Origin of the sequence: Brevibacterium aurantiacum (genome assembly GCF_007558825.1) — a bacterium.
Taxonomy (GTDB): domain Bacteria; phylum Actinomycetota; class Actinomycetes; order Actinomycetales; family Brevibacteriaceae; genus Brevibacterium; species Brevibacterium aurantiacum_A.
In genome coordinates this window covers 66108-90177 of record NZ_VLTK01000010.1, presented here as the reverse complement: position 1 = coordinate 90177, position 24070 = coordinate 66108, and the positions used below count along the sequence as shown (strand labels likewise).

Genomic DNA, 24070 nt, shown 5'->3' with positions numbered 1-24070 from the left:
CCGTGAGTTGCCCTGACGTCCTGCGAAAGCAAGGATGTGTGCATGGACGAGTCTCGAAGTGACCTGAGCGGCCCGCTGGCCGGATGCCGTGTGGTTCTGACTGCCCAGCGGAAGGCCGAACAGTTTGCTGGTGCCCTCGAACGGCATGGTGCGACCATCGTGCACGCGCCCACACTGTCGGTCATCCCGAACATCGATGACCCTGAGCTCGTCGCACGCACGCGTGCCCTCATCGACGCTCAGCCCGATGTCGTTGTGGTCACGACCGGGGTCGGCTTCAACGGCTGGGCCGAAGTCGCCGAGGCAGAGGGCCTCAGCGAACAGTGGCACGCCATGCTCGCCGGTGCCCGGATCATCGCCCGCGGTCCCAAGGCACGCGGCGCAATCCAAGCCGCTGGGCTGACACCGGCCTGGGTCGCCGAATCAGAGACCAACTCTGAGATCCAGGAGGTCCTGCTCGAAGAAGGCGTGCGCGGCCTTCGGATTGCGGTGCAGCACCATGGTGCCGGCGCTGATGGTCTAGATGAAGCTTTCGCGGCAGCCGGCGCCGAGGTCAGTTCGCTGGTGGTCTACCGGTGGGGCCCCGCGCCCGATCCGGAGGCCGTGGATGCAGCCGTCGGCCTCATCGCGGACCGTCGCTGCGATGCCGTGGCCTTCACCTCGGCGCCCGGGGTCAGCGCATTTCTGGACGCAGCTCGTGACCAGGGTCTGCTGCCGGAAGTCCTTGCTGCTCTCGCCGACGAGAACGGTGTGCTCGCCGCGGTGGTCGGCAACGTCACGGCGGCACCGCTGGTGGAGCACGGAATAACGCCGTTGATCCCCGAGAGGTTCCGCTTGGGTTCGCTCGTGCGTTCGATGGTCGCCGAACTTTCGGCGCGGAAGCAGGCAGGGGAAGACCGTCGCAGTTAAACTGCACGTTTCTCGTGCGAGTTCCGGGCCGGCAGCACTGCTACGCAGTCGCTGCGGAGGGGCGTGAGGATCGTCTCGGTCAGAGTCTCGAGTTGTTCGATCGCCTGCTGATCGAGTCGGTCGAAGACATGTCGGCGCACCTCGGCAACGTATGCAGGCTCGGTCTCCTCGACGATGAGAGTCCCAGCATCGGTCAGACGTGCGAGGGTCTTGCGGGCGTCGGTCTGGTCGGCAGAACGAGTGAGAGAGCCCTGCTTCTCGAGTCGTGCCACGATCCGTGAGAGGTGGGAGGGCGTGACGTTTGCTGTTGCGGCAAGACGGCTCATATGAATTTCGCGATCCTCGCCTGCTGAGAGCCAGCGCAGCACTTGGTACTCACAGTGGCTGAGCCCGGTGGTTCGCTGGAGGAAGGCGTCGAGTTCAGCGGGGAGCCACATCATGACGCCGACCAGTAGGTTCCAGGTGCGATCCTGCTGAGAGGTGAGGTGTGGGTCCGACATCATATATGGAATCATAGCGTTGCTTTCCGTGGAAAGCATTTCTGCTAGAGTTACTTTCCGCAGAAAGAATTGTCTCTCCCGCTCAGCAAGGAAGTCCTATGAAAGCAGCACGTTTCCACTCCTACGGCGAACCGCGGGTCCTTACTGTTGAAGACGCCCCCGACCCACACGCGATTCCAGGGTCAGTTCGCATCGCTGTGCAGGCCGTCAGCGTCAATCCCATCGACTACATCATCCGCGCGGGCAGTGTGCGGGAGTTTCTGCCCTTGGATCTTCCTGCTGTCCCTGGGCGAGACGCCGTCGGCATCGTCGACGAAGTAGGCGATGGGGTCGAAGGAACCAGCGTGGGCGACCGCGTATTCGGTCTTGGCGGGGTGAGCGATACCAGCGGTGAATACGCCGTGCTCACCGCATGGAGTCACGCTCCTTCGGGGTGGTCCACAGCTCAGGCAGCTGCAGCAGGGCTCGCTTCGGCAACCGCGGCCGCAGCAATCGAGGAGTTCGGTGATCTCGATGGTCAGACCGTCCTGATTGAGGGGGCGTCGGGGGCAGTCGGCACAGCAGCAGTCGCTATGGCCCTCGCTGCCGGAGCCACCGTGATCGGTACTGGAGGACAACGCAATCTGGACTACCTCACCGCTCTGGGTATCACTGCGACAGTTTATGGCGATGGTCTTGCCGAGCGTCTGGTCCAACTCGCTCCCGAGGGAATCGGCGCTGCCGTGCACTTGGCGCCGTCCGCGTCCCTGCCCGACCTCGTCCAGATCGTGGGTGACCCGGCTCGCGTCGTCACTGTTATCGATGACGAAGGGGCGGCCCAGCTCGGCGCGAAGAAGGTCGACGCTCGGAACGAATCCGCCCTGATCGAACGTGGGGCCCAACTGGGTGAGCGCGGACTCTACACGCCCCGCGTGGACCTTGAACTCCCGCTGGAAGATATCGCCGAGGCACATGACAATGCCGAGAGCGGCAAGGGCAAGGTCGTCGTCATCGTTGCCACCACGGACTGAGGGGCGCAGCTCTCCTCATCCGCCGGGTGAGCTAATCCGTATCGAGTTCGAAGCTGACGCCGGTGAGCTGCTCGGAGACCTCCCACAGGCGACGAGCAGTCGTGAGATCGCTGGCCCTTGTTGATCGTCCCACCAAGGTGGGGGATCCGCGCAGCTCCCCGCGGCCGTCCGGACCGACATAGCTGGCTTCAGGGAGGTCCTGAGTCGCGGCGAACAGTGTGGGCAGGGCGCCGTGTTCACTGCTTTGGGCAAACAGCCGTCCTGCCAGATTCGCCGCGGCGACGAGGACTGTGGGCTGACCTTTGGTCCCGAGGTTCGTCGCCGAGTAGCCGGGATGGGCGGCTACAGAGCGAACCTTCGTACCGGCCCTGCGCAGGCGACGCTGGAGTTCGAGGACGAACAGCAGATTGGCCAGCTTGGATTGGCCATAGGCCTCGGTGAATCCGTATCTGCGTCTGCTCAAGGTCAAGTCGTCGAAATGGATCTCGCCTGCTTTGTGCGCGCCCGACGCCACAGTCACCACGCGATCGGAAATGTGTGGCAGTAGGAGGTTCGTCAGTGCGAAATGGCCCAGATGGTTGGTGCCGAACTGAAGGTCGAAACCGTCCTTTGTCTGAGCACCTCGGTGCCCGGCGACTCCTGCATTGTTGATCAGAATGTCGAGTGGACCGCCCCAGGACTGCGCGAATGATCTGATCGAGGACAGATCGGCAAGATCGAGTTCTCGGACTTCGGTGCTTCCGCCCATGGTGCGCGCGGCATCCCTTCCGCGCTGCACATCCCGGACGGCCAGAACAACATGCGCCCCCGCGCGTGAGAATGCGGTCGCGGTGGCGGCGCCGAGACCGCTGGTGGCCCCGGTGACGACCACGGTGCGGCCATCCATTGAGGGCATGTCCGCTGCTGTCCATTGATACTTCACCATGTCCCGAGGCTACGCAGTGGGCTTCGCAGGAACAAGGTCGCGACAAGACTCAGATAAACAGCCCGGACGCCTCCGCTTTTACGTCTCCTTCTCAATTCGATAGGTGAACGACCCGGTGTACTCATACACCCGACCCAGGGCAGGGACATGAACGGTGAGTCGTACGTACTGGCGAGCCGCCTCGGCGTCGAAGCGCTCACTCAGGGCGATCACCGGACGAATGACCTTCGGGACAGGCAGACGAATGGCCCCCAACCGCACCGTGACGCCACGGCTGCTCAGGCTCAGCCCACCGTCATCCGCCGCGACATCGAAGGCAGCCTCCACGAGGGCTGGTCGGCCAAGCTTATCGACGACTCGGCCCGACTCAGACAGTGACACCGCGTCGACCATCGTCCATGTGCTCGACTCCAGTTCCAGGGTGCGGGCCGCGGTCTGATAGCCAGCAACAGTTCGGTTCTCGATCCGAAACGGGACCTTGTGGTGCATCCCGGGCACAATCACACGACGTCGTGCCAACCACCCGAACAGCGGCCGCAGCCACCAACGTTCAGTGCCGAAGCGTTCGAAGATGCCTTCGCCGATGCCGACGGAGCCTGGGGGAATCGCTGCAAAGTAGCGTTGGAGCACCGGATGCAGCTCAGGCAGTTGGGAACCGAGAGCCCGCTCGTACGGCGATCTCGTCTCAGGCTCCATGCCTGCGAGTATATGTGTCGCTCAGGTCGGGTGGCGTGTGAGGTTCACAGCCCAGAGAGCGGGATGTAGCGATCTGTGAACCGACCGGCATCATTGAGGACGTGTCCCACGCGTTTGGGGGTGCGCAGGATGACCTGGCGGCGCAGTTTGATTCCGGCCTGGGCCAGCGATGAGACTCTCTCCTCGAACACGTGTATGACGCTTAAGTTGCGCAGCCACACATCGAAGGCCAGGTTGGCCGGACCCGCTGAGGTGCCGACGTAGCGGATCTCCGGATGCGCGGACAGCGCCGTTGCGACCGTGCTGAGCTGGCGCGGTGGGATGTCGGCGAAGTACCAGACGTGGACCGGCCATTCGCTCCACGCGCTGGTCACATCGGTGCGCAGCAGGAACTGCTTGGTGTGAACGAGCCGAGCGATCGCATCATGGACCTTCTGTTCGCTGACACCCAGTTCGCGTGCCAAGGCCGCAGCTGGCTTGCGCGCATCCTTGCCTAAACTGGCCATCAGATCACTGCGGAACTGCGGGTCAAGTGTTCGCGCGGCTCGAGCCCGTGGAGGACGTGGGGCAGGCAGCAAGGCGGCCTCCTCGGCGTCCAAGGCCCTGAGGTTCCAGTTGTCACCCGTCTTCAGCGTCGATGTGGCAATGTGCGTCTGCACCTCCCGGATGCCCGGCAGGCTCGGCAGAGTGTCGAGCAGAACAGTTGCGAGAGACTCATCGTCTGGCGCGATCAACGTGGCGATCAGGCAGGTGCCCGATGATGTGACGTCCAAGGTCATCGCCATCGGAAGCTCCACCAAGGTCGCCGTGACCGCGGCAAGTGACCCAGGTTCGCAATCGATCTCGACGAAGGCGAGATTGCGACTGATGTTGAATCCGGAAGGGTGGCCGATGACCTTGGCTACCCCAGACTCACGCAGACGCTCATAGCGTCGGGACAAGACGACGGGACTCTCCGCCAGGACCCGTGAAAGCTCGCTCCAGGTCGCTCTGGGAGCGAGCTGAAGTGCGTGAATCAGCCGGGCATCGCTGTCTGACATCAAGGAATCGATCACAATATCGTCAATTGTCACAGATTCATCGCGATCTGGCGTCCAGAGAACACTACGTGACTAGCATCACTTGGCAGATCGTTTGACCCAACGACGGGAAACGACTCGACGCGAAAGGCACAACATATGGAGAAGACCACGTCGACTCTGGCACAGACGGTCAGCCATCCGCTGCTGTGGATCGGTGCGATCGCCGTCCTCGTCATCATCGCCGTCCAAAGCGTGATCTACCTGCGCGCAGCGAAGAGTGCCGCGGTCAAGGTTGGTATGAGCGGGACCGAGGTGAACACGGCCTTCCGCGCCGGAGGCATCTCGGCGATCGGCCCCTCGATCGCGGTCTGTTTGGTGGCGCTCGCCCTGCTTCCGCTCTTCGGCACCCCCAGCACGATCACCCGCCTGGGACTCATCGGCAGCGCCGCCTACGAGACGATCGCGGCCAACCTCGCCCTCGGCGTCATGGGCACCGGACTCGGTGAGCCCAACGTCGACGGCAACATGCTGGTGACCATGCTGCTGGCCTTGGCCATCGGCGGCAGCGGCTGGATGGTCGTCACCCTCATCATGACCCCGATCATGAAACGCGGCATGGGCGAAGGAACGACCACGAAGACCGCACGCAAACGCTCGGCACGCTGGGCACTCCTGCCGACCGCAGCGCTCCTGGGAGCCTTCTTCACTCTGGGGCTGAAGGAGTTCGCGGCCAGCTCAGATGCCGCGATCGTCTTCGCCACCTCGGCGGGCGTGATGCTCTTGCTCACGCTGGTCGCACAGTGGCTGAAGAAGCCCATGCTGCGCGAGTTCTCACTCGGCGCGGCCATGATCGTCGCCATCGCCGTCGGCTACTTCATCTCATGAGATCCAGGGAGAACACCATGTCTGCAATCACTCATTCCATCACAGCCAATCCCATGGCCGACTTCGACAAGACGACGTCCACATGGGGGCCGATCACCATGCTCGCCGGTATGGCCGCCATGCTCTCGGGCCCGATCATGCTCCTCGCGTTCGGAGGCTACTCCATCGAACCGATCACCCTGGTCACCTGTGTCGTGGCGATCGCCGCGGTGATGGGCGTCATCTGGGTCATCGAACCGATCTCGTACTTCCCGATCCTGGGCCCCGGCGCCATGTACCAGGCCTTCCTCATCGGCAACATCTCCACGAAGCTCCTTCCCGCGGCCGTCACCGCGCAGGAGAGCATCAAGGCCAAACCGGGCACGCCTCAGGCACAGATCGCAGCGGCCCTGGCCATCTGCTCGGCCGCACTCATCCACGTCATCGGGCTCATGCTCATCGTCGGCGTCTTCGGCCAATGGCTGCTCACCGTCATCCCCGCCGATGTGCTGGGTGCTGTGACCACGTACGTGGTACCCGCGGTCCTCGGTGCCTTCGTGATGCAGAACGTGATCGGCAACCGCAGGCAGCCGAAGCTCATCGTCACGGCACTTATCGTCGGCATCGTCGTCATCTACGTGTTGGCCCCGCTGGCGCCGGCCCTGGCCAACGCTGCCCCGTTCCTCGGCGTGGTCCTCACTGCCGTCATCGCGATGCTGATGTTCAAGCCCGCACCCAAGGTCGAAGCGACCGAGGCGACCGAATCGACAGTCTCGGCCGAAGCGGGAGCGCAGCCGCTCGCGAGTCCGCGAGGTGAGGCGGCCAAGCAGGACTGACACCGACCGGGCCAGACTGAAGCCAGCGACACCACCCCACCAGTGAAAGGCGCAACCATGTCCGCAGACCCCACCACACCTATCCGTCAACCGCTGGAAGCGGAACACCTGGACGCCATCGTCGAGAGAGCCGATGCCGCAGCGTCGGAATTCACCGCGATGGCGGATTCGATCTGGGACGATCCTGAGATGCGATGGGAGGAGTTCCGAGCCCAGGACAAGCACCAGGCTGCTGCCCGGGCACACGGATTCACCATCACCGAGGCGGTCGGAGGCATCCCGACTGCGTTCAGTGCCCATCGCGGCACCTCTGGACCGATCATCGCCTTCCTCGGCGAGTACGATGCCTTGGCCGACATCAGCCAAGAGGCAGGCAATCCCGAGCGCACTCCAGACCCGGCGAACACGTCTGGCGATGGACATGGCTGTCACCATCATCTGCTCGGTTCGGGTGCGCTCATGGCAGCGGTCATCACCGCCGAGTACTTCGAGGCCGCAGGCATCGAGGCCCAGGTGCGTTACTACGGCTGCCCTGCCGAAGAAGCCGCCGCCGGTAAGACCTTCATGGTCCAGTCCGGTGCCTTCGACGACGTGGACGCTGCCGTCACCTGGCACCCGTTCCCGACGACCAGCGCCAGACAGCACCTGACCCTGTCGTACTCACAGGTCTACTTCCACTACACTGGGCTCGCCGCGCACGCTGGCGCCATGCCCCACCTGGGACGCTCCGCTCTCGACGCCGTCGAACTGCTCAACGTCGGAACGAACTTCCTGCGCGAACACATGCCCGACAGCGCCCGAGTCCATTACGCGATCACCGATGCCGGCGGCAGGTCTGCCAACGTCGTCCAAGCCCACGCCAGCGTCTACTACGTCGTCCGGGCCGAGGACACCCGGCAGATGCAGGACCTCTACGAACGCGTGGTCAAGATCGCCCGCGGTGCTGAGCTGATGACCGAGACTGAATTGGAGATCGAGTTCGACGGTGCCTGTGCCGAGGTGTTGCCCAACGAGGCACTCGAGCAAGCACTCGACGGAGTGCTGAATCAGTTGGGGCCGGTGCCCTTCGACGCCGAAGATCAGGCTGCAGCTGCCGTGTTCGCCGTCAGTCTGGATGATCGTGCCATCGCCGAGGCGAAGCGCAACGTCGGATGGGCAGCTGATGACCAGCGGGCCATTCATGACGACATTGCTCCATTTCATCCAGATATGCCGCGTAGTCAGGGAACCGGTTCTACTGATGTCGGTGATGTGAGCTGGGTGGTTCCCACAGTCCAGATCAGCTCGTCCACGGCAGCTCTCGGCACACCATTCCACGCCTGGCAGACGGTGGCACAGGGCAAACTGCCGTCCGCGCACAAGGGCATGATCCACGCGGCGAAGTCCATGGCGGCCACCGCGACGGCAATTGCAAGCAATCCTCAGCTCTTGGCCGATGCCCAACGTGAGCATGGCCAGATCATGGCGAAGACTCCGTACCTGCCACCGATCCCTGACGGCGTCGTGGCACCGCCGCTGCGAAAAGACGGGCGCTCGGCCGGGCAGTAGGGACCCGCGCGGCGGTCGTGACTTCGGCGGCCCCGGCTCGGTCTGCCACCGAGCCGGGCCGCCTGGTATTCCCGACCCCGGCGCACGATGCCTATTGGGGGTCGTCGTGCTCCGGCGTCTGTTCGATCTGCATGGCCTTGAACCGGTTGAGCCCACTGATGATATGGGCCTTGCTCACCGCGGCGACCCATTCCTTGTCCTCGGCCCGGGCTGCAGCGATGAGCTCATCGTGATGGTTCATGCTCGATGACACATCGTTGTCCGAGTATGACGCGAACAGCTTCGCCACCACGATCGGAATCATGAGGTTGTACGTCGTCGAAATGAGGGATTGGGCCGCACTGCTGCGGATGAAGATGGCGTGGAATTCGTTGTTCACCGAGGCGATGTGGTGCCGCGTCGTCGGATCGGACCCAAGGCTCTTCATCTGTTCGGTCAGCTCGGACAGTGAGGAAAAGTCATCCTCGGTCAGCCGCCCGACGCTTTCGGACATGACATATGGTTCGATGACCGCACGTGAGCGGTAGATCTGTTCGATCTCCTCGGCGTCATAGCTGCGCACACGCGTTCCGCGGCGCGGAACGACCTCGACGACACCGACGCCCACCAATTCACGAAACGCCTCGCGAATGGGGGTCCGGCTCACACCGAGGCGACCTGCGAGGTCGTTCTCACGTATCCATGATCCAGGTGGCAGGTCCCCGGACACCACCAAGCCGAGAATGCGTGAGCTGACTTCGGTCCAGTGTGAGTCGCCGAACTGGGGCAGCGTCGCGTCATTGTCTACAGGCATGTGGAACTATCCCCACGATGCGTTGGCGAGTTCCTCACGGGTGCCACCTCGGCTGACGAACGAGGAGACTGGGAAGTTCGTCTCTTCGATGAGACTTTCAGATATATGTCTGACACGGCTCAAGTCTATGTCGGTGGAGATGCCCATTCCATCAAGCAGGTGGATGAGATCCTCGGTTGCCATGTTGCCCAGCACGCTCGGGTCCCCGGGGAACCACATGTCTCCGCCGAGCCCGGCCACCGAGGATTCGAGCCAGTCGGCGCCGGCAGACAGGGCAGCCAATGCATTCGCCGGGGCGAAGCCGTTGCGGTTGTGCAGATGCGCACCGACTTCCAGGCCTGGGAAATCGCGCTTGGTCTCGCTGATGCCGGAGAAGACCTCCAGCGGCGTCTCCTCGCCGGTTGTCGTGGCGAGGTAGATACCATCGGCACCGACCTCAAGCGCCTTCCGAACGACCTTGTCGCGTGCCGCCTTCGACACCGGTCCATAACAGGGGGAGAAGAAGGCGCAGGCGACGGCGACGATGAGTCGTTGACCTGCACCTTGTGAGACCTCTCTGATCTCCTCCAGTTGGGCCAACAGGCCGTCCGTCGTCGTGCCCTGGTTCTTCGATGCCATGCCGTCCTCTGCCGGAATGACGAAGGTCAGCTCGTCGATTTCGCACTGTGCGGCTCGAACCGCACCTCTGGCATTGGGGACGAGAGCGCGGAAGCGCACATGAGGTGGGCGGGGGATTCCGGCCAGGACAGCCTCTGCGTCGGCCAATTGCGGCAGGACTTTCGGGTGAGCGAAGGAGGCGACCTCGATCTCCTTGAATCCGGCGGCTATCATCTCGGACACGATGGCGATCTTACGATCGGTGGACAGCGGTGTCTCGATTGCTTGGAGACCATCTCTGAGCCCCACCTCGACGACGCGAGCACTCTCCGGCAGATTCCACATCAGCGGATCACTCCCTTGTCTCTCATAGCTGTGAGCGCGTCGTGGTCGTAGCCGACCTCTGTGAGCACCTCGTCGGTGTCCTGGCCGAGCTCGGGTCCGACCCACCGTACGGCGGTGTCTGTGCGGCTGAGCCGGGGGAAGGCGTTCTGCATTGTGACTGTTCCATAGTCCTTGCTCTCGACCTCGAGGACGGACCTGCGGGCCTTGTACTGCGGATCACTGAGCATGTCTTCGACCCGGAAGATCTTCCCGACAGGCACGGAATGCTCGTTGAGGAGTTCGACCAGGTCGTCGGCCTTGAACTGCATTGAGAATTCGGCAACCAGCTCGTCGAGTTCGACTTGGCGCTCGCCCCTGGCTGTATGGGTGGAGTACTCGGGATCTTCGGCGAGTCTGGGATTGCCCATGGCCGCGGCCAGGCGTGCGAAGACCGTGTCCTGATTGGCGGCGATGACGAGCCACTGACCGTCTGCGGTGGGGTAGACGTTGCTGGGAGCGATCTTGGGCAAGGTCGAACCGCTGCGTTCGCGTTGGATGCCGTCGTCTGCCCATTCGGGCACCATGGACTCCATCATTGCCAAGACGGATTCGTAGATCGCAGAGTCGACAACCTGACCGAGGCCGCTGTTGTGCCTTTCCTGGAGTGCAGCGAGTACGCCGATGGTTCCGAACAGAGCCGCCAGTGAATCACCGATCGAAACCCCGACCCGTGATGGGGGAGTGGATGGATCCCCAACGACATAGCGCAGACCGCCCATGGCTTCACCGATGGACCCGTAGCCGGCCTGCTTGGCATAGGGCCCTGATTGGCCGAACCCGGAGACGCGCAGCATGATGAGCCCGGGGTTGGACTTCCGGAGCTCTTCATGGCTCAGGCCCCATTTCTCGAGCGAGCCCGGGCGGAAGTTCTCGACGACGATGTCGGCGGACTTCGCCAATGCTCGTGCAGCTTCCTGGCCCTCCGGGGTGCGCAGGTTGAGCGTCACGGACTTCTTGTTGCGGGCCAGGACAGACCACCACAGTGATGAGCCCTTGATGGTGGCCTGTCCCCATTGGCGCATCGGATCACCGTTCTTGGGGTCCTCGATCTTGATGACCTCGGCGCCCAGGTCGCCCAACAGCTGTCCGCAGAAGGGACCGGCGATAAGCTGTCCCATCTCAAGAACTCGAATTCCCCTCAGCGGTCCTGTACCTGAGGGGCGCGGTGTCACTTCGTTCACTGGTTCTCCTTTGAAACAATAAGTTGCATACAATCAGTCGGTATTCTGAGGTATGCTTTCAATCGTTCCCAGCAATGGAGCCGATTACAGAAACACCATACACGAATCTGTATGCAATCAATGAAGTTTGTCTACCAGGTAGGACCGGAACAATTATGACAAGTCGAGAAGTCAAAGAGGACTCTGAGCAGGCGGAGAACGTGCAGGAGGAGAAGACGACCGTCGATCGCACGATAATGGGGCTGCCCATCCTGGCTTTCATTCCGATGGCGATCATCGCCCTCATCGCAGTGAGCCTCACATCTGAGGGGACCGGGATGACGGCGGCCTTCGCGGTAGTCATCTCCTTGGGCGGAATCCTGATGTGGGTGGGAAATTCCATCCCCTATTTCAAGGTGATCGGCGGCGGAGTCATTCTCTGCATCCTCGTTCCGGCGATCTTCAAATACGTCGGTGTTCTCCCCGGTTCCATCGAAGGCCTGGTGACCAGCTTCTATGACACCTCGGGGTTCGGAGAATTCGTCGTGGCGGCGCTCATCACAGGCAGCATCCTCGGGATGCCTCGCAGCCTGCTCATCAAGGCCGGCGCCCGAATTCTCATCCCGATCATCGTCACAATCTCAGCGTGCTTCACCGTGATCGGACTGATTGGGCAGGTCACCGGAGTCGGTGCGGGCTATGCGATCTTCTTCGTCGCCGGACCGGTTCTGGGAGGCGGCGTTGCAGCCGGAGCCATTCCGATCTCAGAGATCATCGCTCACAACAGCGGCGGATCAGCGGCCGAATACCTGACGGCCTTGGTGCCGGCGGTCGCGGTGGCCAACATCGTCTGCATCGTCGTTGCCGCGGTCCTCAACAATGTGGGCAAGAAGCACGGACACCGGCTCAAGGCGTTCAACGGCAATGGGGTCCTCGCTCAGGGGGTTCGTCTGCCCGAAGCGACGGCCGAGAAGCTCGGCTCACCGGCGGCGGCAGTCAAGCTGGCTGTAATGGGCTTCTTCATCGCCGGCGCACTCTTCGCCGTGTCGAATCTGCTCAGCGACCTGTTTCCGGTGCTGCATGCCTATGTGTTCCTCATCCTCATCTGCGCGCTGGCGAAGATCTTCGTTCCGATGCCGCAGTACGTGGAAGAGTCGGTCGACCTGTGGTACGTCTTCGTCGCGAATTCGATGATTCCTGCGATCCTCGTCTCTATCAGCATGATCGCCATCAACATCGACGAGGTCCTGTCGCTGGTCTCGGACCCCGGATACATGGCGATGACTGTGCTGACCGTGGTTGTGGCCGCTTTTGTCGCCGGCTTCGTGGGCTGGCTGGTCAAGCTGTACTGGATCGAATCGGCGATCGCGGCCGGTCTGGGGCTGGCCGATTTCGGATCCAGCGGTGACCTCGCTGTGCTGCAGGCCTCGCAGAGATTGAATCTGCTGCCGTTCCTGTCGATCTCTTCGCGCATCGGCGGTGGGCTGGTCCTCGTTGCCTTGTCTGCATTGGCCCCGTACCTGCTGTAGAGGTCGACTATCGGTAGGTGACCTTCTCCGGGATCTGGTGGCCGTGTTCGTTGAAGGAGATGAGGCTGGTGCCGCTGCGGCCGGTGACGATGCGGGTGATTCCGGTGTTCACGGTCACCCGGTTGAATGCCATCCACTGGTCGAAGCCGCCTCCGAGCAATCTGGCCGCCGTCCACGCGATTGCCCCGGCGCTGGAGACGATGATCGTGGATTCGCCAGAACTCATTGTCGCGCACGCGTCATCGAGGGCGGTGTTGACGCGAGTGGTGAACTCCTTGAACGACTCCGTGTAGTCGCCGTCGTAGTCTCCACTGGCCCAGCGGGCAGCTCCGCGTTCGAGCTCGGCCTGAAAAATCTTGGAATCCTTCTGCGCACGAGGATCGGGGTCGGTCAGGGCCCCGGTGAGTTCCCAGGCCTGGTACTCGTTCCAGCCGGAATCGATGTGAGGATCCAGGCCGCTGCCGAGGCCGGTCTGGATGCCTTCGGCAGTCTGCCGCTGGCGCAGCATCTCACCGTGGACGATGCGAACCGGCGCGACTCTCTGTGCTGCGAGATGCTTGCCGGTGATGCGGCTCTGATCTTTGCCGAGGTCGGACAGCCGGTCATAGTCATCGGTGCCGAATGATGCTTGGCCATGTCGGACCAGATACAGAACACTCATGTTTCTCCTCATCTCGACCGTCCGCCATCGGAGCCGGTGCGCGCAATTGCCGATCGAGTTCGAGTCTACGGTGCCGATCGAACCTGAGCGATCGTTCGGTCGAAACAATTTCGCGAGGCAGCGACCAATTGTAAATAATGCTCAAAATGTATGAATGGCGGACAGTTTCTGCATTGGACTGGCATAAATTGTTTTGGCAGGATGATCGAGGTCACAGTCAATCGATGCTCAAGGAGGACGCGATGGACAAGACGATGAGTCTGTCGGAGGCGATCAGCGCCCATCTCAATGATGGAGACACGGTCGCGCTGGAGGGCTTCGGCCACCTCGTGCCAGTCGCTGCTGCACACGAGATCATCCGTCAGAGATTCTCGAATCTCACCCTGGCACGCATGTCCTGTGATGTCATCGTCGACCAGCTCCTCGGCGCGAACTGTCTCACGGGACTGATCGCTGCCTTCGTGGCCAACAGCTCGGCAGGCTCCCTCTACGAACTTCGCCGGAGAGTCGAGCATTCGGATCCTGAGCCGCTGTGGTTCGACGAATACAGCCACGGCGGAATGGTGGCCAGATACCAGGCCGGCGCCTCGAAGCTGCCATTCCAGCCGATCGCCTCCTACCGGGGAAGCGATCTCGCCCAGAAGAATCCTCGGATCAAGGCCGTGGGTGACCCATTCGGCGGCCCGCCGATCTATGTCGTCCCCGCTCTCAACCCTGATCTCACGGTCATCCATGCCCAACGGGCCGACTCCGCCGGCAACGTGCAGGCCTGGGGAATGCTCGGGATCCAGACCGAGGCAGCCTTCGCGGGCCGCCGGCTCATCGTCACCGTTGAAGAGATCGTCGACGAGTCCATCATCCGGTCCGACCCGAACCGTACGATCGTTCCCTCCCACGTCGTCGACGCCGTCGTTGAGGTGCCACGCGGCGCGCACCCGCACGCAGTGCAGGGATACTACGACCGCGACGACGCCTTCTCTCGCGACTGGTCGGCAATGGCCCGTGATGCCGAGTCGGTCAAGCAGTGGCTGCAGACCAACATCCATGACACTGCAGACCATGAGGAGTTCCTTGCCCTGCTCGGAGCCGACCATTTCGACAAATTGGGCATCCGTGACGCCTATTCGACACCCGTCAACTATGGAGGCCGGGAATGACCGCTGGCACACCTGAGCACACCGACACGAAGAGCATTGGTGAGGACGTCACGAGCAGTGAACTGCTCACCATCCATTCGGCTCGAGCCCTCGCCGGACGCCGAGTCGTCTTCGCCGGACACGGACTGCCGACGCTGGCCACCTCACTGGCTCAGCGCACCGTGGCACCGGAGATCGAGATCGTCTACGAATCGGGCGTCACCGGGGCCAGGCCACCGGACCTTCCGCGCACTATCTCCGACTCTGTGCTGGTGCCGGGAGCCGCCTCGGTGATTCCGATGACCCACCTGTTCAACTATGTCCTGCAGGGGCAGCGGATCGACGTCGGATTCCTCGGTGCAGCTCAGGTCGATCGTTACGGCAGCCTCAACTCGACTCTGATCGGTGACGACTGGGAGCACCCTGACAGCAGGCTTCCCGGTTCCGGGGGAGCAATCGAGGCCATGGCCGGGGCGGCTGAGATCTTCCTCGTCATGCGTCGCCACACCCCGCGCACCTTCGTCGAGACTCTCGACTTCGTCACCTCGCCCAGTCCCCACCGGGCGGCACAGTCTGAAGTCGGCACCATGCCCGCCGGTGCAGGAGTCACGCACGTGATCACGGACCTGGGAATCATGACCCGATTCGCCCAAGACGAGGAGCTCACGCTGACGGCGGTGCACCCAGGAGTCGACCCCGCCGAGGTTGTCCGACAGACCGGATGGGACCTGCAGGTCGCGACTGACCTCGAAGCGACTCACGCACCTACGCCCGAAGAGTTGGCCGTGCTCAGGGACGATCTCGACCCCACCCGCATCTATCTGCGCTGAGTCGAGCTGCCGTCGACAGACAAGTCGGCGAACCATGGGTCGTGGAACAGCAGGACGAGGATGATGATCAGGCCGAACGGCCTGAACGATTCTCGAGATAGTCCACTTTCGCGTTTCTCGGAGTGCGGGTCTCAGACGCGAATGCGGTGGCGATGTCTCGCGCCTGGGCGATTCCGGCGGTTCGGTTAGCGGCGTTGTGTTCACCTTCGACGTCGTAGATGAGGTGGCTTTCGACATCTGTGATTCCGCAGTAGGCGAAGATGCCGATGTCGAGTTGGGCGTGCATCGCTTCCCCATACCCGTATTTGTCATAAGTGCGCTGCTTGGAACCGCCGACTCCGAGGAGTGCTGTCGGTACGCGGGGGAGGAGCCCGTTCAGCGGCTCCTTGCCTCTGTCGGCAACACCCGCACCGTACTGATAGGCCCAGTCGCCGGTGAAGACCCGTTCGATCCACCCCTTCATCAGCGCCGGCATCGACCACCAGTAGACCGGGAAGACGAACGCCAATCGGTCTGCGGCCTCAACCCGCTGGTGCATATCGGCGATGCCGGACGGGATCGGACCGCCCCAGAAGTGGCTGTGGTCCGCCTCGGTGAATCGTGGGTCGAAGTCCTCGGCGTGGAGGTCGAGGACATCGATCGAGTGATCTGCGGCTACGAACGGTTCGTGGAAGGCATCCATCACCGTGCCCGGGTAGCTTGTGCGGATCGGGTGGGCGAAGACGGTCAGCAGGTGCATGGGCCTGATCCTTCGGTCGGTGGCAGTCAGTGGGATCGATTCAACGCGCACGATCAAGCAGCGCGCTCGCTGCGCCTCGGGCCGCGGTCACCGCGCCTGTGCCCAGATAGGACGCCGCCGAGGTGGCGCCCTCGAACACGATGAGCATCTCATTGGTCAGCGCTTCGTCCGCGCGCCCGAGCACGTTTTCGACGAGGTGGCCGATGAGTTCGCGCAACCGCCTCCGATATTCGGAGACGACCGTGGAGATTCCGGAGTCAGGCGAGTCGGTTTCACCCTGTGCGCGGAGGAATAGGCAGCCCCGCGCACCTTCGGCCCGAATCCACGTCTCGAGGCCGGTGAAGAGATCATCGATGCTCGCGGCCGTGCACGAGTCGAAGAACCGCTCCATGCGGGTCTCGAGGACGGCGACGGCCAGCTCTGACTTGCTGCCCAGGTGTTTGTACAGTGTCCGCGAGGACACGTGGGCCGCCTCGGTGAGGGTGTCCATGCCGGTGGCGGCGAAGCCCTTGCGGTCGAAGACGCGCTCACTGCTGGCGATGATGTCCGATCGTGTGGTGGTCATATCGACAACTGTACAACGATCGTTTTACATCGGCAATGCTCGGTCAGTGGTGCCGGGTGACGGCTTCTTCGGGCTGTTTCTGCAGTGCGGCTTCCGACCGGTAGTGGTGAGCGACCCGGCGGAAGACCGTGCTCACGCGGCGCCTCCGTTGGTGTACAGGGTCTGACCGTTGACCCATCGGCCGGGGCCGGCAAGGAATGACACCACCTCGGCGATATCCTCCGGTGTGCCCAGGCGTCCCATGGGGTTTGCGGACGCGATGCCATCGATCTGTTCCTGGGTCTTGCCCTCGAAGAACAGCGGGGTGCCGGTCGGGCCGGGAGCGACTGCGTTGACCGTGATGTCGCGTTCGCGAAGCTCCCGGGCGAGGATCAGCGTGATTGCTTCGACTGCACCTTTGGATGCGGCGTACGCGCCGTAGCCAGGGATCTGCAGGCGAGTGACAGACGTTGAGAAGTTGATGATCGCCCCGCCGTCGCGCATGCGCTGCGCTGCGAGCTGGTCGACGACGAATGTGCCGCGCACGTTTGTGCGCTGCACCTGGTCGAATACTTCCAGATCCAGCTGCGCAATCGGCGACAAGGGCATGATGCCGGCCGAATGCACAAGCACGTCCACGCCGCCGAGCTCATCCTGGGCGACATCGAACAAGGCGGCCATGGCGTGCTCGTCGGCGATGTCGCCTCCCGCGGCGATGGCGCTGCCGCCATTCGAGACGATGCCGGAGACGGTGTCGTCGGCACGGTCCTTATTGCCTGCGTAGTGGACGACGACGGCAAAGCCGTCGGCGGCCAGGCGTTCAGCGCTGGTGCGTCCGATCCCTCCGGAGCCGCCGGTGACGATTGCGACCCGATCCTGTGTGCTGGCCATGGTCTCTCCTTGCGATATGATATGAACAATTCGTTCATAAATAGATTAGCACGGTTATGGACGGTGTGTTCATAAGTGAGGGGCAGCGATGAAGGTATCAGTGGAGGCGTCAGCGGAGAAGAGGGGGCGTGGCCGTCGGTCCGCCGCCGAGGTTCGATCCGAGGTGCTGACCGCAACGGTTCGACTTCTCTTTGAGGAAGGCATGCAGGCGGTCACCTTTGAGCGGATCGCGAGGGAATCCGGTGCGAGTAAGACCACATTGTACAAATGGTGGCCCTCGCCCGGTGCGATAGCGGCAGAGGCGTACTTCGCAAGCAGCGAACCCACGCTCGAGTTCCCAGACACCGGTGACCTGCATGCGGATCTGGTTGCTCAGCTCACCGCATTCGTGACACTCCTGACCGATGAGAAGGTGGGCAAGCCGATCACGGAGCTCATCGGCGCGGTGCAGATCGACCCAGATGTCGCCGATGTATGGAGCCGCACCTACGCCCTTCCCCGACGCGAGTTGGCACGGCAGCGACTGCGGGTCTCCCAGCTGACCGGTGAACTCAACGCCGAGGCAGATCTCGACATCATGGTCGACCAGCTGTGGGGAGCCTGCTATCACCGTCTCCTCATCCTCAAGGTGCCGCTCGCCGATCTCAATGTCGATCGCCTGGTGACGTATTCGCTTCGTGGGGCAGGCAGCGGTACGTAGCTCGAGCTCATGTGGTGGTGTGAACTTCATGCCTTCAGTAGGGGTGCAGGCTCTCCCGCGTCTATTCTGCGGCCAGGAAAGTCCTATTGAATAGCCCTGTTTCGCGCTCAGGCAGGCGGTGGGGAAACCGTAGAGTTCCCTGACATTCCGGGGGAGGGCAGGGGGCCCGGCCGTTTATCCGGCGAACTCATCAACAGGGCCGCTGAGCGGGGTGCGCACCGGTGAGCCGCCTCGGCGAAGGGGGCGATTTTCATAGGCACCACCGAATCGGTGCGTTATGCTGATCCAGTTGCCAGGAGCGACTGACCAAGTCGAGATCCGCTGAGATGCGTCGCTCTCCTGCACTGCGCGCATGCGTTCGACCCTTCACAAAGGAATTCGATCGTTCACGTGCGCCGACGTTGCCGCGCTAACCATCGCGTGGCTTTTGTTCCGACATGAACGCTGTCCCGAGAATTCTGAGATCCGGGCGCATTCCAATGACGACATTCGATGACAGCACTGGTTTTCCGCCGGCCGTCACACGACCTTAAGGGATCAAACATGACGACTACGACCGAAACTGCCGCACAGGCGGCACAGGCCTCTGCTCCTGCCATCACCGATGGGGAGATCTTCGCCGCACACGAAGGCGGAAAACTCTCCGCCGAGCTCACTCGACCGCTCGAGACCCAGCGCGATCTCTCGATCGCCTACACGCCGGGCGTGGCTAAGGTCTGCACTGCGATCAAGGACGAGCCGGAAATGGCTCGCACCCACACCTGGACCGGCCGCCTAGTCGCCGTCATCTCCGACGGCTCGGCTGTGCTTGGCCTCGGTGACATCGGCCCTAAGGCCTCTCTGCCCGTCATGGAGGGCAAGTGTGCGCTGTTCAAGAGCTTCAGCGGACTCAACGCGATCCCGATCGTGCTTGATACCAACGACACCGACGAGATCGTCGAGACCATTGTGCGCATGGCTCCCACCTTCGGTGCCGTCAACCTCGAGGACATCTCCGCGCCTCGCTGCTTCGAGATCGAGGACCGCGTCAAGGCCGCCCTCGACATTCCCGTCATGCACGATGACCAGCACGGAACCGCCGTCGTCGTGCTCGCCGCGCTGACGAACGCGCTGCGCGTGGTCGACAAGCCATTCGAGTCACTGCGTGTCGTCGTCTCGGGTGCTGGTGCAGCCGGTGTGGCCGTCGTCAAGATTCTGCGTGATGCCGGTGTCGACGACGTCGTCGTCCTCGACTCCAAGGGTATCGTGGAAGCTGGCCGCAGCGATCTCACCGAAACGAAGCAGGCACTCGCCGCCGAGACGAACCCACGGGCCATCTCCGGCGGAATCGACACAGCGCTGAACGGCGCCGATGCGTTCATCGGAGTCTCCGGCGGCACCATCGACGAGGCGCACCTGTCGCAGATGGCTGATGACGCGATCATCTTCGCCCTGTCCAACCCGAACCCGGAAGTTCTGCCGGACATCGCCGCGAAGTACGCCACAGTGGTGGCCACCGGACGCAGCGACTTCCCGAACCAGATCAACAACGTCCTCGCGTTCCCCGGAATCTTCCGCGGAGCCCTGGACGTGGGAGCCACCGACATCACAGACGCGATGAAGCTTGCCGCCGCGCGTGCCATCGCCGACCTGGTCGGCGATGACCTGCGTCCGGACTACATCGTGCCCGGTGCGATGGACGAGCGGGTTGCTCCTGCTGTGGCGGCTGCGGTTGAGGCCGCTGCGGATGCCGAAGGCGTCGCGAGGCGCTGACTCGGCATTCGATGAGATGAGAGCTTCGGGCTCGGCGGGCAGATGCCCTCCGAGCCCGAAGCTCTTTCTGGTGTCTGTGATCGCTGGGACCCTCTTGGGAGGGTGGATCGGTCGAGGCTGACGAGGTCAGTCGTCGGTGACGGTGATTGTGACCTCGATGTTTCCGCGTGTGGCATTGGAATACGGGCAGACTTTGTGAGCCTTGTCGGCCAACGCCTGGGCCTCGGTCTGCTCCAGGTGAGGGAGAGTGACCTCGAGTGCGACGGCGAGCTGGAAGCCGCCCTCATCGTTCTTGCCGATGCTCACCTGTGCCCCGACGGCGGAGTCGTCGATATTGGCCTTGGCTTGTCCGGCGACGAGGCGAAGGGCCGAGTGGAAGCACGCGGCATAGCCGACGGCGAAGAGCTGTTCCGGGTTCGTGCCTTTGCCGGACCCTCCCATCTCGGTTGGGGTGGCGAGGTCGAGATTGACCTTCCCGTCGCTTGTGCGTCCGTGCCCGTCGCGTCCTTCTCCTGTGGCCAGCGCCTCTGCGGTGTAGAGAGCCTTCATGATCAGTCCTTTCATCGGTGATGCATTGTGTGGTGTGTCGTGGGGGCCTCGCGGAGATTGCGCGTCAGCGATTGCAGTGCGTCGAGCAGATCCGACATCTCGTCGGTGTCGATCTTCGTGCGTTCGGCCAGCTCGCGCGGAATGCAATCGGCATCGGATCTGGCGGCTGCTCCTCGCGACGTGAGATCGACGAACACGCTGCGCGAGTCCGCTGTCGAGCGTCGGCGGGTGACAAACCCGAGACCCTCGAGGCGGGTCAGCAGCGGCGAAAGGGTTCCCGAATCGAGCTGCAGTCGTGAACCCAGCTCCTTGACCGAGAGGCCTGTGTTCCTCGTCCCGGGGTCGTGGTTCGGTTCGGCTCTGTTGTCCTGCGACGAGTTCCCCGAAGGGCGGTGCTCCCACAGGGCCAACATCACCAGGTACTGCGGATAGGTGATGCCGAGATCGTCGAGGAGATCACGGTAGGTCGAGGTCATCGCTCGAGAGGCGGAGTAGAGGGCGAAGCAGAGCTGCCTGTCGAGTGCGAGCGGGTCCATGCCTTAATGGTTGCACACCATTAAATTGTGCACAACTGAAATTTTGAACCGCTGATTCCCAGGCGGATGCTGATGGGGTCACTCGGAGTCGGTTGCTTCGATCAGTGCCTGCATGCGTGCAAGTTCCTGTCAGCACGCAGATGGGCGCCAGTGCGAAATTTCGCACTGGCGCCCGGTTGCGCATATCAGGTGGTCGTTTCAGAAGACCTGCCGCAGGCTGTTCGCCTCAGGCATCGTCGGCGGGTGAATTCCAGTCCTCGGTGCGCGCCTGCTGGGCGGCCCGGTCGAGGGCCGACTTCGTGTCAGCTCGTGCGCTCTGTGCCGCCTTCGACACAGACTGCTGCTGAGACTGGGGCCCGGTCGCTCCGTGCAGCCCAGTGGTGTTCTTCGCATCCTCGGATGCGTTGGCCGCGAAGAGAGTGTTCCTGATCTCCTGCGTCATCTCGCCCAGGCCGCCCGGGTTTGAGGGCATGAACAGCACATTCGAGCGGCCCTCCTGGGCCACGTTCTGCATGGTGTCGAAGTACTGGGTCATCATGAGCAGCTGCTCGGCGGTTTTGTCGATACCCACTTCCTGCAGCTTCGCGTACTGTTCGGCGATACCTTCGGCAATGGCCTTACGCTGAGCGGCCACGCCCACGCCGTGCAGTCGCATCGCTTCGGATTCGGCCTGAGCTTGGGTGACTCGCTTGATCTTGTCGGCCTCGGCCAGGGACTGCGCGGCGACCTTATCGCGCTGTGCGGCATTGATCGAGTTCATGGAGTCGCGCACCTTCGAGTCCGGGGTGATGTCCGTGACCAGGGTGCTCACGATCTTGAACCCGTACCGGCGCATCGATTCCGAGAGGCGACGTTCGACGTTTTCAGCGATATCGTCCTTCGATTCGAAGGCCGTGTCCAGGGTCAGTCCCGACAGGGCGGAGCGCACGGTGTCGAAGACATAGGATCGGATCTGCTCCTCGGAGTTCGCCAGCTTGTAGTAGGCGTCGGTGACGTTGTCTTCCTCCACGACGTATTGAACGGCCACCGGAACGGTGACGAAGACGTTGTCGCTCGTCTTCGACTCGATGTTGACCTCAAGCTGCTGAACTCGCAGAGATATCGGCTTGCTGGTGGTTTCGACGAGCGGCATCTTGAAGTTCAGGCCCGGCTTCGCAACCTTCTTGAACTTGCCGAATCGCTCGACGACGATGTTCTCCTGCGTCTTGACCGTGAAGAACAAGCTGGTCCTCAGCTTGCCGAACAGCAGGACGGCAAGAATGAGGACGATGACGATGACGACGATGACGCCGCCGGTGAGAATTTCCATGGCTCCTCCGAGCTTGGGTAGGTGCGGTGCTTCGGACAACATCTGTTGCTGACCACTCTAGTGACAACGGCGGGTGCTGTGTAAGGGTTCTCAAAATCAATCGGTGGCAGTACATCTGATGTCAGACGTATAATGGAGTTCCGGTGCTAGACGATCTGTGGAAGGTGAGGATGGCGAAGACGACGACATCTGATCGGATCAAGGATCTCATTCTCTCCGATGGGCTCAGGCCCGGCGATCTCCTGCCCACCGAAGGGGAACTGTGCGACCGCCTCGGCGTCTCCCGATCGAATGTCAGGGAAGCCATCCGCAAGCTGTCGACGCTCGACATCGTCGACGTCCGGCACGGGCACGGAACCTACGTCGGCGAGATGACCCTCGATGCGCTCGTCGAGGCTCTGGTCTTCCGCGGAGTGCTCAGTCCCGGCGATGACCTGCGAGCACTGCGGGACGTCGTCGAAGTCCGCCGGGCCCTCGACTTCGGAATGTCCGAGGCGATAGTGAGAAGTCTGCAGGGCACAACGAACCCTGAGCTCTCAGCGCTCGTCGACGACATGGTCGCCATGGCCAAGGACGGGAAGTCGTTTCCCCAGCAGGATCGGGCCTTCCATACGGGACTGCTGTCGGCCTTGGACAATTCTCTCGTCGGCCAGCTCGTCGCCGCCTTCTGGGACGTGCACACGGCAGTGCTTCCCCGGCTCAATGTCGCCGTGGCCGCCGATCTGGAACAGACCGCACAAGCGCACGGTCAGATGCTGGAAGCAGCCCAATCTGGAGATGTCGAGGCCTTCCACGCTGCGATCACAATCCACTATGACCCGATTGCCCGAGCCCTCGACCGCGACGTCGTTTGAGAGAAGAGAACTGATGGAAGTCATCATCGCCCCTGAATACGAGCTGTCCACGCTCGTCGCCGACGCAATCGAGCGTCTCGTCCGCGAGGAGCCCTCATCCGTGCTGGGCCTGGCAACCGGATCGAGTCCGCTCAGCGTCTACGATGAGCTGACGCAGCGTCACGAGCAGGACGGACTCTCGTTCGCCGGGGTTCGCGGCTTCATGCTCGACGAGTATGTGGGGCTGCCGGCCTCGCATCCGCAGTGCTACCGCAATGTGATCGACGCCGAGTTCGTCTCCCGTGTGGACTTCGCCGAGGGGGCGGTGCAGGGTCCGGATGGGACGGCTGAAGACCTCAGGGCCGCCTCGGCGGACTATGATCATGCCATCGCCGAGGCTGGGGGAATCGACCTGCAGATCCTCGGCATCGGCACCGATGGTCACCTCGCCTTCAACGAACCCGGATCGTCCCTGTCCTCACGGACGCGGGTGAAGACCTTGGCCCGGCAGACGCGGATCGACAATGCTCGCTTCTTCGATGATGATGTCGACGCAGTCCCGCAGCACTGCCTGACTCAGGGCCTGGGAACGATTCTCGAAGCCCGTCACCTCGTGCTCATCGCTACCGGGGGTCACAAGGCAGAGGCAGTGCACCAGATGGTCGAAGGTCCGGTGTCATCGATGTGGCCTGCCACCGTGCTGCAGATGCATCCCCATGTCACGATCCTCGTCGACGACGCGGCCGCGTCTCGACTGCAGTTGGGCGACTATTACCGACACACCTACGCGAGCAAACTCGAGGGACAGCGGCTCTGA

The 24070-nt window shown here is 62.6% G+C and carries 26 protein-coding genes; 12 read left to right on the top strand and 14 right to left on the bottom strand.

The genetic code is table 11. The features are described 5' to 3' along the window. The first annotated feature begins 42 nt into the window (after nt 1-42). Entirely contained in the window at nt 43-909 is an 867-nt protein-coding gene (locus FO013_RS16405) for a uroporphyrinogen-III synthase (protein WP_143923635.1), read from the top strand. On the opposite strand, the gene FO013_RS16400 is transcribed toward FO013_RS16405, so the two are convergent. Next, nucleotides 906-1412, bottom strand: coding sequence for a MarR family winged helix-turn-helix transcriptional regulator (locus FO013_RS16400; protein WP_260848210.1), 507 nt, complete (start codon nt 1410-1412; stop codon nt 906-908). The two genes, FO013_RS16405 and FO013_RS16400, sit on opposite strands and share 4 nt — an antisense overlap. Nucleotides 1413-1507: 95 nt before the next feature. Here FO013_RS16400 and FO013_RS16395 point away from each other — a divergent pair, with 95 nt between their 5' ends. Next, the gene (locus FO013_RS16395) at nt 1508-2419 is read left to right on the top strand and encodes an NADP-dependent oxidoreductase (protein ID WP_143923634.1); all 912 of its coding nucleotides are present in this window, start codon (nt 1508-1510) and stop codon (nt 2417-2419) included. Between the two features lie 31 nt (nt 2420-2450). Here the strand turns inward: FO013_RS16395 and FO013_RS16390 are convergent, their stop codons facing one another. The 3 genes from FO013_RS16390 to FO013_RS16380 all read right to left on the bottom strand — a co-directional run bounded on the left by FO013_RS16390 (nt 2451) and on the right by FO013_RS16380 (nt 5080). Further along, complete coding sequence (locus tag FO013_RS16390; RefSeq protein ID WP_143923633.1) at nt 2451-3344, bottom strand: oxidoreductase; 894 nt, start codon at nt 3342-3344, stop codon at nt 2451-2453. A gap of 78 nt (nt 3345-3422) precedes the next feature. Then, nucleotides 3423-4040, bottom strand: coding sequence for a DUF4166 domain-containing protein (locus tag FO013_RS16385; protein WP_143923632.1), 618 nt, complete (start codon nt 4038-4040; stop codon nt 3423-3425). 44 nt (nt 4041-4084) lie between these two features. Then, nucleotides 4085-5080 carry an Lrp/AsnC family transcriptional regulator gene (locus tag FO013_RS16380; protein ID WP_143923631.1) on the bottom strand — a complete coding sequence of 332 codons (996 nt, stop codon included), beginning with the start codon at nt 5078-5080 and terminating at the stop codon, nt 4085-4087. 138 nt (nt 5081-5218) lie between these two features. On the opposite strand from FO013_RS16380, the gene FO013_RS16375 reads away from it, so the two are divergent. From FO013_RS16375 to FO013_RS16365, 3 genes are read left to right on the top strand one after another with little or no spacing between them, the layout of a single operon-like run. Beyond that, nucleotides 5219-5947, top strand: coding sequence for a DUF5058 family protein (locus FO013_RS16375; protein ID WP_143923630.1), 729 nt, complete (start codon nt 5219-5221; stop codon nt 5945-5947). A gap of 17 nt (nt 5948-5964) precedes the next feature. Then, complete coding sequence (locus FO013_RS16370; RefSeq protein ID WP_186293164.1) at nt 5965-6762, top strand: hypothetical protein; 798 nt, start codon at nt 5965-5967, stop codon at nt 6760-6762. Between the two features lie 57 nt (nt 6763-6819). Continuing rightward, on the top strand, nt 6820-8310 hold the full coding sequence (locus tag FO013_RS16365; RefSeq protein WP_143923629.1) for an amidohydrolase: 1491 nt from the start codon (nt 6820-6822) through the stop codon (nt 8308-8310). 91 nt (nt 8311-8401) lie between these two features. On the opposite strand, the gene FO013_RS16360 is transcribed toward FO013_RS16365, so the two are convergent. The 3 genes from FO013_RS16360 to FO013_RS16350 are packed head-to-tail and all read right to left on the bottom strand — an operon-like array spanning nt 8402 to nt 11265. Then, nucleotides 8402-9103, bottom strand: a complete 702-nt coding sequence (locus FO013_RS16360; RefSeq protein ID WP_143923628.1) for a GntR family transcriptional regulator — start codon at nt 9101-9103, stop codon at nt 8402-8404. 6 nt (nt 9104-9109) lie between these two features. Next, nucleotides 9110-10045: a hydroxymethylglutaryl-CoA lyase gene (locus FO013_RS16355; RefSeq protein ID WP_143923627.1), complete on the bottom strand. Its 936-nt coding sequence runs from the start codon at nt 10043-10045 to the stop codon at nt 9110-9112. Then, nucleotides 10045-11265, bottom strand: a complete 1221-nt coding sequence (locus FO013_RS16350) for a CaiB/BaiF CoA transferase family protein (RefSeq protein WP_143923626.1) — start codon at nt 11263-11265, stop codon at nt 10045-10047. Before FO013_RS16350 ends, FO013_RS16355 begins: the two co-directional genes overlap by 1 nt. A gap of 155 nt (nt 11266-11420) precedes the next feature. Between FO013_RS16350 and FO013_RS16345 the strand changes: the two genes are divergently transcribed. Further along, nucleotides 11421-12773, top strand: coding sequence for a 2-hydroxycarboxylate transporter family protein (locus FO013_RS16345; protein WP_260848209.1), 1353 nt, complete (start codon nt 11421-11423; stop codon nt 12771-12773). 7 nt (nt 12774-12780) lie between these two features. Here FO013_RS16345 and FO013_RS16340 read toward each other — a convergent pair whose 3' ends face one another. Further along, nucleotides 12781-13434 carry a histidine phosphatase family protein gene (locus tag FO013_RS16340; protein ID WP_143923625.1) on the bottom strand — a complete coding sequence of 218 codons (654 nt, stop codon included), beginning with the start codon at nt 13432-13434 and terminating at the stop codon, nt 12781-12783. A gap of 224 nt (nt 13435-13658) precedes the next feature. On the opposite strand from FO013_RS16340, the gene FO013_RS16335 reads away from it, so the two are divergent. Both FO013_RS16335 and FO013_RS16330 read left to right on the top strand, forming a co-directional pair. Next, nucleotides 13659-14591, top strand: a complete 933-nt coding sequence (locus FO013_RS16335) for a CoA transferase subunit A (protein WP_260848208.1) — start codon at nt 13659-13661, stop codon at nt 14589-14591. Beyond that, the gene (locus FO013_RS16330) at nt 14588-15400 is read left to right on the top strand and encodes a CoA-transferase subunit beta (protein ID WP_143923624.1); all 813 of its coding nucleotides are present in this window, start codon (nt 14588-14590) and stop codon (nt 15398-15400) included. Before FO013_RS16335 ends, FO013_RS16330 begins: the two co-directional genes overlap by 4 nt. Before the next feature lie 67 nt (nt 15401-15467). On the opposite strand, the gene FO013_RS16325 is transcribed toward FO013_RS16330, so the two are convergent. From FO013_RS16325 to FO013_RS16315, 3 genes are all read right to left on the bottom strand, one after another. Further along, the gene (locus FO013_RS16325) at nt 15468-16139 is read right to left on the bottom strand and encodes an NAD(P)H-dependent oxidoreductase (RefSeq protein WP_143923623.1); all 672 of its coding nucleotides are present in this window, start codon (nt 16137-16139) and stop codon (nt 15468-15470) included. Between the two features lie 40 nt (nt 16140-16179). Further along, nucleotides 16180-16704 (bottom strand): TetR/AcrR family transcriptional regulator, encoded by a 525-nt coding sequence (locus tag FO013_RS16320; protein WP_143923622.1) that lies wholly within the window; start codon nt 16702-16704, stop codon nt 16180-16182. Nucleotides 16705-16836: 132 nt separating this feature from the next. Beyond that, the gene (locus FO013_RS16315; protein ID WP_143923621.1) at nt 16837-17574 is read right to left on the bottom strand and encodes an SDR family oxidoreductase; all 738 of its coding nucleotides are present in this window, start codon (nt 17572-17574) and stop codon (nt 16837-16839) included. Nucleotides 17575-17662: 88 nt separating this feature from the next. Here FO013_RS16315 and FO013_RS16310 point away from each other — a divergent pair, with 88 nt between their 5' ends. Beyond that, the gene (locus FO013_RS16310; protein ID WP_143923620.1) at nt 17663-18274 is read left to right on the top strand and encodes a TetR/AcrR family transcriptional regulator; all 612 of its coding nucleotides are present in this window, start codon (nt 17663-17665) and stop codon (nt 18272-18274) included. A 543-nt stretch (nt 18275-18817) separates the two neighbouring features. Then, on the top strand, nt 18818-20026 hold the full coding sequence (locus tag FO013_RS16305) for an NAD(P)-dependent malic enzyme (RefSeq protein ID WP_143923619.1): 1209 nt from the start codon (nt 18818-18820) through the stop codon (nt 20024-20026). 126 nt (nt 20027-20152) lie between these two features. Here FO013_RS16305 and FO013_RS16300 read toward each other — a convergent pair whose 3' ends face one another. The 3 genes from FO013_RS16300 to FO013_RS16290 form a co-directional block, all read right to left on the bottom strand. Further along, nucleotides 20153-20575, bottom strand: coding sequence for an organic hydroperoxide resistance protein (locus FO013_RS16300; RefSeq protein WP_143923618.1), 423 nt, complete (start codon nt 20573-20575; stop codon nt 20153-20155). A gap of 11 nt (nt 20576-20586) precedes the next feature. Beyond that, a complete protein-coding gene (locus tag FO013_RS16295) occupies nt 20587-21111 on the bottom strand; it encodes a MarR family winged helix-turn-helix transcriptional regulator (RefSeq protein WP_143923617.1) in 525 nt (174 codons plus the stop codon). 226 nt (nt 21112-21337) lie between these two features. After that, nucleotides 21338-22420 carry an SPFH domain-containing protein gene (locus FO013_RS16290; RefSeq protein WP_143923616.1) on the bottom strand — a complete coding sequence of 361 codons (1083 nt, stop codon included), beginning with the start codon at nt 22418-22420 and terminating at the stop codon, nt 21338-21340. Nucleotides 22421-22563: 143 nt separating this feature from the next. Between FO013_RS16290 and FO013_RS16285 the strand changes: the two genes are divergently transcribed. Together FO013_RS16285 and nagB are read left to right on the top strand one after the other, a co-directional pair. Then, the gene (locus tag FO013_RS16285; RefSeq protein WP_260848207.1) at nt 22564-23274 is read left to right on the top strand and encodes a FadR/GntR family transcriptional regulator; all 711 of its coding nucleotides are present in this window, start codon (nt 22564-22566) and stop codon (nt 23272-23274) included. A 13-nt stretch (nt 23275-23287) separates the two neighbouring features. Further along, nucleotides 23288-24070 (top strand): glucosamine-6-phosphate deaminase, encoded by a 783-nt coding sequence (gene nagB / locus FO013_RS16280; protein ID WP_143923615.1) that lies wholly within the window; start codon nt 23288-23290, stop codon nt 24068-24070.